Below are 8,625 nucleotides of genomic sequence, written 5' to 3'. Positions count from 1 at the left end.
ACCAAGCTTATAAGCTTGGTTTTTTAATCTCATCTGATTCTGATTAGATGACTATCTCATGCAGATTTAAATTAGATGAGAAAATCTTCCAGTTTTGCACCGCTTTCAAGTTCTGCAACTAACCAGCGAGGTTGTTTACCACGACCCGTCCAGGTATCAGCTGAATTCTTTTTGCTACGGTAACGCGGCTCTACAGATTTGCGTGTACTTTTCTTACGTTTAGTTGAACCAAATTCCAAGATTTGTTCAATGGTTAAACCTACGTTATCGGCAATATCTAAAATTTGCTGATAAGCATCTTCAACTGCTTGATCTTTTTTAGAAGCAATTAATGCTTCTGCTTCAACTTGTAAACGCTTTAACTCTTCAACAGATAAATTACTAATGTCCGGCATCATATTAACTCCACAGCAGGTTTTATATTTTTTTATTTAAAACAAGCTCATAATATTTTTATTATTTAAAACATTCAATAGAATTTTTTAAATAAATAACAATTAGCCAAACAGATTTTACAGCTTACTTTTTATAAAGGACTTATTTTAAATAAAATGCTTTACCTTTAATTCAATTTCTGAAATTTTATGACGGATAATTTCAGGTATTTCCGTTTTAAGCATGGTTTCCTTATTTACACAGACTATAACCGCCTCTGCCAAGGCAACATTTCTTTGCTGTGTCTCGCTCCATAATAAATAACTCATACGAAACGCACTATTACGAATTTCCTCAACACGTACACCAATTTTAAGCCGATCTGGATAAAATACTGGACTGATATATTTACATTGGTTAGAAGCCACCACTGTATATACATCCTGGTCAAAAATATTCAGCGCATCCATATAAAAAATACGGGCACTTTCGATATAACGGTAATACATCACATTATTGACATGCCCAAAGGCATCCATATCGCCCCAGGCAACAGACTGATCATAAATGACTGGATAATCGGACAGGGTAAGCATATTTATTCCCTTATATTTTTATTTCGACAAAATTTGAATTATTTTCAAAAATTAAATTTAACTGTTTAATCAAATCATCCTGACCCTTTAAAGTAGACTTAATTCTTAAATAATTCATCATCACATTATCGGGGTATAATTCAAGTAATTGATCAGCTTCAGCCGTTCTTGCCGTCGCGCTATATACGTGCCATTTGGCAAAGGTAAAGACAGGCAAAGAAGGATATTTATTTTCCCAATAGTCAATTCGTTGCTCAAGCATTAAATAATCTGGATTTTGCTTTAATAATTGCTGCTGGAACCACAAATAAAAAACGTCTTGATTAAACTGTTCATCGAGTAAATGTAATACCAGAGCTTCATGTTGCTGGCTCATTTCCGGCATACGCGATAATAACTTTAACCATAACACTTTAATATCATAATCACGGCTATAAATTTGGTCTTGCAAGTCTAAATAGCGTTGTTGCAAATTTTGCAAACTCTCGATATTGGCCTGATCAAAATTCACCAATAACTGTTTTAACCATTCGCGTTTATTTTCTGAACCTAAATGTCCATATTTCGTCGAGCGTAAATACATCCAAGGGAACTGAACGGCAAACTTTTCCCATAAACCGGTTAATCTTAAATCATAAGCACTTTTTACCTCATTTAACCAGGGTGAAAGCTCGTGCTGATTTAAGAACTCCAGATGGGTTAAGGCCTGTTCACCATCATTTTGCGACAGGTAAATTTCTATGCGTTGGATCTCCGCCAATTCAAATGCCATGGCATTACTTTGATTCAAGATTGCCAGAGCTTGTGGATATCGCTGCTGCATCCAATATAAACGTGAACCTATAATGCCCTTTAATAAACCTGATTGAGAAAATACGTTTTGAATAAATTGGTGTTGGTCTTGTGCTGCTTCTAATAACCAAACCACTGCTAACTGTTCATAAGGATGTAAGTTTTTAAAATTAAAAACCGTTTCTAATTTGCGTTGTTCCCGGGTTAAGTAACGCTTAATTAATAACCATAGCAACTGAATAAATAGACTTAAACTGGCCAGAATAATAAACATCATCCAGATATTGGTCTGAATTTGCCATTCACGCCAATATAAATAAACATAACCCGCGCCATAACCATAACTTAAAAGACTTAAGACTGCGATAATGATTAAGCTAATAAACGCATAGGCCAGTAAAATCTGCTTCATTGATTCATTACCCCAATAATGCACGCGTATTTAAACTAGGCGTAGGCAAGACCGTAAATCCTTTGATCTTCTGGATGTTTTGAATCAGTTGTCGCGATTTATCATCAGGAATTTGATTTAACAATTGAATAATTTCATTCAATGATTTTTGATACTCTAAATATTGACCTTGTTTTAAGGCTTGTTGAGCAATTAATAATCTGAGCTGTGCTTCTTTTAGAATTAACGGACGCTGCATGAGCGCCGTAGCAGGTTGTTTGGCAGGTTCAATCACCAGCCAACGTTGCCAGAAATTTTTATCTGTTGCTTGGCTCGTGCTTAATTGTGGCATCTTTATTTCCTGAGCCAAGGCAACATCAAGTTGCTGAAGCAGCGTATCTACTTTGACTTGCTGAGCCATTCGCTCACTGACAAAGTGTTGAATCACCTGATGATCTTTGGCAATCACCTGATGCAGGCTTTGCTTTAATGGCACTGCCAGAGCATATTGCTCAAGATTGCGATCTAAACTGGTTAACTTATCTAAAGCTGCAGTAAATTGTTTTTGCTGCAACATAAATTCAATCAATTCTAATTGTTGTTTAATCAAAACTACGGGATCAATACTTGCATCTTGCAGGTCTTTTAACTCTTGTGCTGCCTGTGAATTTGTCGGTACAGACTCATCTTTTAGCATGACTTTGCGCTGTAAAGCCACCAGTTGATCATTTAAATTTGCATTATTCTGTTCAAGGCGATGCAGACTCGTGTTTAATTCTGTTTGTTGTGCAGTAAGATTAAATAAGTCATAACTTAATTTAGCAATCCAGAGTAGACTTAAAATAGACAATAAAATCAGTATTTTCTTCATGTGTTCCCTTGCACAACAACAAGCTTCTGCAAAATTGAATCTGTATTTAAATCAGGTAGCCGCGTGATATTAAAACATGTGGACTGATTTTTTTTATAATTCGAAACAACTTGATACAAGCGCTCCCCTAAAACCAGATAATGCCCTTTAGCAATCATCTGTTTTTGATTCTGCATCAGCTGAATCCAATTCAACCAACTNNAACTTGCTTCGCTACTGACCACCATAGCATACTGTTCTTGTTTTTCTAATAAATATAATATGTTATCTAAATATTGCTGCGCAAATACGGGACAGCGACGCTCATATAAAATAAAATTTAAAATGCGCATGCCTTGCTGTTTTAACTGGTCCATCATAAACAGACGCCCCCCTTCTCCACGCCAAAAAGCCAAACACTGGCCGGCCTTGAGCGTTTTTAAAACAGGAAGTTGCAACATCCCTTCTGATGTTTCGACTTGAGGCACTTCAGCAGAAATACCATATTGCGCCAAAGCCTGAGCTGTACGCTCACCGACAGCAATCCACTGAATATGCGCAAGCTGATCCAGCTTGATGTCTGATAATTTTAAATACTCCATGCCGATTTGCACGGCCGTTGGACTGACCACCACAATTACCTGAGCCTTCGGCAACTGCTGATAAAGCTCAGACAAGTCCGCTGACCAGGCCTGTGGCAGCAATTCAAGTAAAGGTAAATCCAGCACATCAATGTGAGCCATGCGCAATGCATGACTCAATTCTTGAGCACGGTCTTGCGGACGTGTATTGATAAACAGCATATTAATAGAGAGCTTTGAGCAAATCACCCGCGCCTTGGGCTAACAATTCTTGCGCCAGAGCTACCCCGATTTTTTCGGCTTGATTAATATCACCGACTTGTTCTGCTTTGAGTAAAGTTTTCCCATCTACACTACCCACACGCCCTTGCATATGGATTTGACCCTGTTCAAGGATGGCATAACCTGCAATCGGGACCTGGCAACCGCCTTCCAAATAGGCATTAAAGGCACGTTCTGTACGCACACACACATCGGTTTCGCTATGTAGCAGCGGTAAAATAAGGTCCAGCACCGCCTGATCTTCCGCACGACATTCCAGACCCAGTGCCCCTTGGCCAACTGCTGGCAGACTTACTTCAGCTGGCAGCGTATGACGAATCCGCTCAGCCAAACCCAAACGTTTTAAACCTGCACTTGCCAAAATAATGGCATCATAAATACCTGCATCCAATTTGGATAAACGCGTTCCCACATTGCCACGTAAATCAATAATGTCTAAATCTGGGCGGGCTTTTAAAATCTGGCTTTTACGACGCAGGCTTGATGTTCCAACCTTCGCACCTTGCGGCAACTGTTCAAAACTTGCATATGTATTCGACACAAAGGCATCCAGCGGATCTTCGCGCTCACAAATCACAGCAAGTGATAAACCGGCAGGTAATTTCATCGGCACATCTTTCATAGAATGCACTGCCAAATCTGCACGGCCATCAAGCAGAGCTGCTTCTAATTCTTTAACAAAGAGTCCTTTGCCACCAATCTTGGCCAAAGGCGTATCCAAAATTTTGTCACCCTGGGTGACGAAGGTCACTAACTCAACTTTAAGATCGGAATGCAATGCCTCTAAACGGGCACGAATATGTTCCGCCTGCCATAAAGCAAGTGGGCTTTGTCGAGTTGCAATCTTCAAAATCTTCATAAATCTAAGAAACAGTCAATAAGTGCGTTAGTGTAAACTTAACGCGCTGACTAGAAAATGCAAGTAAATTTGCACTATCGTTTTCATCTAGACTCATGAAAGCAGATTTACATCTTTTGGATGCGTTCTCTTAAATTAGGCAGATGACGTCGGCTGACGGCCAAGCGCTCTTCCAGTTCACGGCAACGCACCTGATACTGCCCCGAGCTAATCACTTCAAGACCATCCAGAAAATGTACTGAAACCAAAGCATTACGATGAATTCGAATAAACTGGTCGCCAAATTCATTTTCCAGATCTTTTAAAGTTTCATCGATCAGTACACTGCCATTTTTATGCCGTACCGTGACATATTTTTGATCTGCTAAAAAATAATAAATATTTTCTACAGGAACCAGTTCCACACCACGGTAGGTTTTTGCCACAATCTGGTGGCGTTTTATATTAAGTTCGTCCATATCTTCTTTTTGTTTTAAAGTGCTCATTTGTGCTTGAGTCAGTTTTGTTAAATGATCTAATACCTGTTGCAATTCCTGCTGCATTACTGGTTTCAGTAAATAGCCTTCTGCATGCGACTTAAATGCCTCCAAAGCATGTTCATCATAGGCAGTACAGAAAACGATGGCGGGCATAGGATCAAGCTGGCGCAGTTGTTCGGCGCAGCTCAAGCCATCCATTTCAGGCATTTGAATATCTAAAAGTACTACATCCGGCTCATAGAATTGAGTCATTTCAATTGCCTGCTGCCCATAACTTGCAGTAGCAACCACCTGGTGTCCCAGCTGTGTAACTAAACGTGACAAGCGCTCTACAGCGAGAGGTTCATCATCGCAAATCAGGATGTCCATTTCTCCTCCTTCACAGTCAACATCATTTTTTTTATAGGTTAACTATGATCTTTTATTTATATCGATATTGCACAACAGTGGTAAAAATTCCCTTCCCCGCGTATGTCTGAAAAGTTGCAGAGCGACCATAATAAGCCTCAAGCCGCTGCTTCACATTTTCAACTGCAATACCATGTCCCTGTCGTAAATTTATTTTATCCTGTGTATAAGGGTTAGTAATGACTATATTGACTTGATTTTGCACTATTTCAATCAATATGCTTATCGTACTCTTTGTTAGAAATTTTTCAACTCCATGAAAAATACTATTTTCCACTAAAGGTTGTAAAGTTAATAAAGGAATTTGTATATTAGAAAAGAGAACTTCATCGTCATATTTCCATTCTATGTGCAAGCGATCACCTAAACGAATTTGCTCAATCGCCAGATAACGCTGGCACAATTCAATTTCATCTTTTAATCGGACCAGTTTAAGTTCTTTAAAACTTGCACGAAATAGTTGCGATAAATTCAGTAACATTTGTTCTGCTTTATCTGGATCAATACTAATTAAACTAATTACAGTATTGAGACTATTAAATAAAAAATGTGGATGAATTCGCGCTTGCATGGCCTGAATCCGTGCATTCAATTCACTGTTCTGCTGCCGCGCCCATTGTTCCCGCATATACAAATAACGAAAACAAAAGCTTCCGATCAGTACCCCAAAACTGAGATTTAATGCCACGCCATCGAATAAAACCTGTAGCGTCAAATGCTGGAATTGAAAGTTTTGTCCAAAGAAAATAAAAACGTTCAGCACTACCGTGGTGATTAACACGATAATCTGCACTAAAATGAAGCCCGCAACCAGGGTCTGACCAAAACTAAAGTGCTGAATCTTTTTCTGCAGGCGTTCCATTAACGCCACAAAAGCCAGCAATACCCAATCAATAAACAATATATATTGCAGCAGGCGATTGACATGCAAATCTGTCCAGGATTGTGCTTCTGCCAGCGCCAAGATGACGGCCAAAATATTACTGGCAATAAATAATTCAATTAAATGTTGCCAATGGCCCATTTTCGTAAAAAAATAGGCGTCATTATTTTTCCTACCATCTGTATACGTCGAAGTTGGATCGACTTGTTTTTCGGCAAGTGATTCTGAATTTGCTATACTCTTGTTCAAATTACTGCTTTTTATTTTATTGAGCCGATATGACCACATCTTCTAATTCCTCAAATCCGTCACAAACCCAAACTTCGGGTATGTGGGGCGGTCGTTTCTCTGAAGCTACTGACGCATTTGTTGCTGAATTTACAGCATCTGTTCAATTTGACCAACGCTTTTATAAACAAGATATTGCAGGCTCTATTGCGCATGCAACCATGCTTGCCAAAGTGGGGGTTTTAACTGAACAGGAACGTGATGACATCATTAACGGTTTAAACACCATTAAAGCTGAAATTGAAGCAGGTGATTTTGAATGGCGCATTGATTTAGAAGATGTGCACATGAACATTGAGTCGCGCTTGACTCAGCGTATTGGTATCACGGGTAAAAAACTACATACCGGCCGTAGCCGTAATGACCAGGTTGCTACGGACATCCGTTTATATGTACGTGATGAAATTGATGCCATTTTAGAATTATTGCAAAAATTACAAAAAGGTATTTTGGGCTTAGCCGCGAAAAATACCAATACCATTATGCCGGGCTTTACCCATCTGCAAACGGCTCAACCGGTGACTTTTGGTCACCACTTGATGGCCTGGTTTGAAATGCTGGTACGTGACTCAGAGCGTTTAATCGATTGCCGTAAGCGTGTGAATCGCCTACCGCTTGGTTCTGCTGCACTTGCAGGTACCACTTATCCAATCGAGCGTGAATACACAGCACAGCTTTTAGGTTTTGAAGCAGTATGTGAAAACTCGTTAGATGCTGTGTCTGACCGTGACTTCGGTATTGAATTTAATGCAGCTGCATCTTTAATCATGATGCATTTATCGCGTATGTCTGAAGAAATGATTCTGTGGACTTCTGCGCAGTTCAAGTTTGTGAATATTCCTGACCGTTTCTGTACCGGTTCTTCCATCATGCCACAGAAGAAAAATCCGGATGTTCCAGAGTTAATCCGTGGTAAAACTGGCCGTGTCTATGGCGATTTGATGAGTCTATTGACCCTGATGAAAGGTCAGCCATTGGCGTATAACAAAGACAATCAGGAAGACAAAGAACCATTATTTGATGCTATTGATACGGTTCGTGGTTCATTGATGGCTTTTGCCGACATGATTCCTGCCTTGGTGCCAAACATTGACATCATGCGTGAAGCGGCGTTACGTGGTTTCTCGACTGCCACTGACCTTGCAGATTACCTGGTGAAAAATGGTGTGGCATTCCGTGATGCACATGAAATCGTGGGTAAAGCCGTAGCGCTGGGCGTTCAAGAAGGTAAAGACCTGTCTGAATTGACACTTGAGCAACTGCAACAGTTCTCTGACCTGATTCAAGCAGATGTATTTGAAAAAGCCTTGACTCTTGAAGCGTCTGTGAATGCACGTAACCACATTGGTGGTACTGCACCTGCACAGGTGGAAGCTGCAATTGCGCGTGCTTATGCTCGTTTAGAAAAACTCTACGTTTAAGGAAAGCTGATATGTCTCGACAAGTTTTTTGCCGTAAGTATCAAACAGAAATGGAAGGCTTAGACTTTGCACCGTTTCCAGGTGCAAAGGGTCAGGAATTGTTTGATACGGTATCTAAACAGGCCTGGCAGGAATGGCTTAAACACCAGACCACCTTGATCAATGAAAAACGTTTGAACGTGTTCGAACCGGATGCGAAAAAGTTTCTTGAAGAACAGCGCGAAAAATTCTTCAGCAATGATGAAACCTTAGAAAAAGCTGAAGGCCTGAAGCCTGAGGCGTGATAAAGCGGAGCGCTGCTCCGCCACGCCGCAAGGCAAGAGCTTTGCTCGCGCAGGCTTTAATCTAAAAAGAATCCCCATCATTGGGGATTCTTTATGTGCTGCCTTATTTTTCTGCAAGACAAGCGAAGCGCGTAGT

10 protein-coding genes are annotated in these 8,625 nt (G+C 40.1%); 2 read left to right on the top strand and 8 right to left on the bottom strand.

Annotated features, from left to right (window positions below):
* Positions 1–71 precede the first annotated feature (71 nt).
* From B2Y23_RS11680 to B2Y23_RS11645, 8 genes are all read right to left on the bottom strand, one after another.
* A complete protein-coding gene (locus B2Y23_RS11680) occupies positions 72–398 on the bottom strand; it encodes an H-NS histone family protein (protein ID WP_291354004.1) in 327 nt (108 codons plus the stop codon).
* Between the two features lie 144 nt (positions 399–542).
* Complete coding sequence (locus B2Y23_RS11675; RefSeq protein ID WP_291354006.1) at positions 543–971, bottom strand: acyl-CoA thioesterase; 429 nt, start codon at positions 969–971, stop codon at positions 543–545.
* Positions 972–981: 10 nt separating this feature from the next.
* Positions 982–2,175, bottom strand: a complete 1,194-nt coding sequence (locus tag B2Y23_RS11670) for a heme biosynthesis protein HemY (RefSeq protein ID WP_291354008.1) — start codon at positions 2,173–2,175, stop codon at positions 982–984.
* A gap of 7 nt (positions 2,176–2,182) precedes the next feature.
* Entirely contained in the window at positions 2,183–3,025 is an 843-nt protein-coding gene (locus B2Y23_RS11665) for a hypothetical protein (RefSeq protein WP_291354010.1), read from the bottom strand.
* A complete protein-coding gene (locus B2Y23_RS11660; RefSeq protein WP_291370956.1) occupies positions 3,022–3,807 on the bottom strand; it encodes a uroporphyrinogen-III synthase in 786 nt (261 codons plus the stop codon). Before B2Y23_RS11660 ends, B2Y23_RS11665 begins: the two co-directional genes overlap by 4 nt.
* Position 3,808: 1 nt before the next feature.
* A complete protein-coding gene (hemC, locus tag B2Y23_RS11655) occupies positions 3,809–4,726 on the bottom strand; it encodes a hydroxymethylbilane synthase (protein ID WP_291370954.1) in 918 nt (305 codons plus the stop codon).
* A gap of 107 nt (positions 4,727–4,833) precedes the next feature.
* Positions 4,834–5,574, bottom strand: a complete 741-nt coding sequence (locus B2Y23_RS11650) for a LytR/AlgR family response regulator transcription factor (protein ID WP_291354016.1) — start codon at positions 5,572–5,574, stop codon at positions 4,834–4,836.
* 52 nt (positions 5,575–5,626) lie between these two features.
* A complete protein-coding gene (locus B2Y23_RS11645; RefSeq protein ID WP_291370952.1) occupies positions 5,627–6,784 on the bottom strand; it encodes a sensor histidine kinase in 1,158 nt (385 codons plus the stop codon).
* Here B2Y23_RS11645 and argH point away from each other — a divergent pair.
* Both argH and B2Y23_RS11635 read left to right on the top strand, forming a co-directional pair.
* Positions 6,775–8,205: an argininosuccinate lyase gene (gene argH / locus B2Y23_RS11640; protein WP_291354019.1), complete on the top strand. Its 1,431-nt coding sequence runs from the start codon at positions 6,775–6,777 to the stop codon at positions 8,203–8,205. The genes B2Y23_RS11645 and argH overlap by 10 nt on opposite strands.
* 11 nt (positions 8,206–8,216) lie before the next feature.
* Positions 8,217–8,489, top strand: coding sequence for an oxidative damage protection protein (locus B2Y23_RS11635; protein WP_291370950.1), 273 nt, complete (start codon positions 8,217–8,219; stop codon positions 8,487–8,489).
* Positions 8,490–8,625 lie beyond the last annotated feature (136 nt).

The sequence above is a fragment of the Acinetobacter sp. UBA5934 genome (genome assembly GCF_002430855.1).
Taxonomy (GTDB): Bacteria; Pseudomonadota; Gammaproteobacteria; order Pseudomonadales; family Moraxellaceae; genus Acinetobacter.
The sequence above is the reverse complement of the archived record's forward strand: the minus strand, read 5'-3'. Positions and strand labels throughout refer to the sequence as shown.